Here is a 1,244-nt window from a genome sequence, read left to right as displayed (position 1 = left end):
CGCCGAAGTACATCCGCGTCAACTGCCTGTGTCCGGTGGCCGGCGAGACCGGCATGCTGGAAAAATTCATGGGCGCCGATACACCCGAAATCCGCGAGAAATTCCGCGCCTCGATCCCGCTCGGCCGGCTTTCGACCCCGCTCGACATTGCCAATGCGGCACTGTGGCTGGCCTCCGACGAGGCCGCCTTCACTGGCGTTGCGCTGGAGGTCGACGGCGGTCGCTGCATCTGACGCACACCGTCATCGCTGCGCCAAAGATCGGCTCGGCCGTGCCTGCCTTGATCGTGGCGCTGGTGCGTCAGGCGCCGGTCTTGATGTAGGTTTTGTAGACCCAGCCTGTCTTGCCGTTGTAGACGATCTGGCACCAACGCTTGCAGCTCATCACTTGCACCGAGGTCTTGGCGGGCACCGTGACGATGGCGGCCGCATTCTTCTTCGGGCCGCTACGCATAGTCACGGCCCTGAGGATGCGCCCGGTGCCAGCTGCGGCCGCTTTGCGCGGTTCGGCCTTGCTGTCGTCATCCTGCGCGGCAGATTGCTGCGACGCTACTTGTGGTTGCGCGGCCGGAATGGCGGCGGTCTGCGCGCCATCGGGACTGCTGCCCGCCGCCGGGGCCGGTGCGGCGACCTTGGCGAGCTCGGTGGCGGCGTCGGTGTCGGCAGCGGGTTGCGCGAATGCCGCCGCCGCCGGCTTGTCAGGCGTCTGCCCGGCCTTGCTCGCCGACTGGCCGGAAGCAGCCGGTGCGGTCTTCGATTGGGAGGCGGTCCAGCGCGGGTCGTTCGCCGCGAGCGCCGGAATGGCGGCTTCCGAGACAGCCACGGTCGGCGAGACCTGGTCGGACTTTCGCGCCGCTTGCGGCACCGCCGCCGCGGCCGCCGTGATCCCCGCTGCCGCGATCTTCGTCGTCTTCACCGGAACGGCCGGAATGGCTTGCTCTGGATTGGCAACCGCTTGCCGCTCGTTCGCCGGCAACGCCAGCCACAGTGCCACCGCGGCCACGCCGAGCAGCGCGGCCGTGCCGACCGCGGCAATCACCAGATGCGAGTTCGAACGGACTCCCTGCCAGAATGACGGGCGCATGTCGTAGCCGAACTGCATGGCAAAGCGCCGACGTTCCGGAGCACCGAAACTGAAGGGCTCTCTCACTCTTGCCACCTCCATAAGGGGCCGATGTTCTTCGATCAAACACCGCAACGCGTGCGTCGATCACACCGGTCCCAAATCAAACAGCGGGCGGGCCC

2 protein-coding genes are annotated in these 1,244 nt (G+C 67.4%); one reads left to right on the top strand and one right to left on the bottom strand.

From position 1 onward, the window contains the following. The coding region (locus FJ980_RS32555) for an SDR family oxidoreductase (RefSeq protein ID WP_140547552.1) at positions 1-233 on the top strand (233 nt) is incomplete at its 5' end. 67 nt (positions 234-300) lie between these two features. Here the strand turns inward: FJ980_RS32555 and FJ980_RS32550 are convergent. Continuing rightward, positions 301-1,149, bottom strand: a complete 849-nt coding sequence (locus FJ980_RS32550) for an SH3 domain-containing protein (protein ID WP_224647537.1) — start codon at positions 1,147-1,149, stop codon at positions 301-303. Positions 1,150-1,244: the final 95 nt, after the last annotated feature.

Source organism: Mesorhizobium sp. B1-1-5, from assembly GCF_006443065.1.
Lineage (GTDB): Bacteria > Pseudomonadota > Alphaproteobacteria > Rhizobiales > Rhizobiaceae > Mesorhizobium.
Note: the sequence above shows the minus strand (reverse complement) of the source record. Positions and strands in the feature narration are given on the sequence as shown.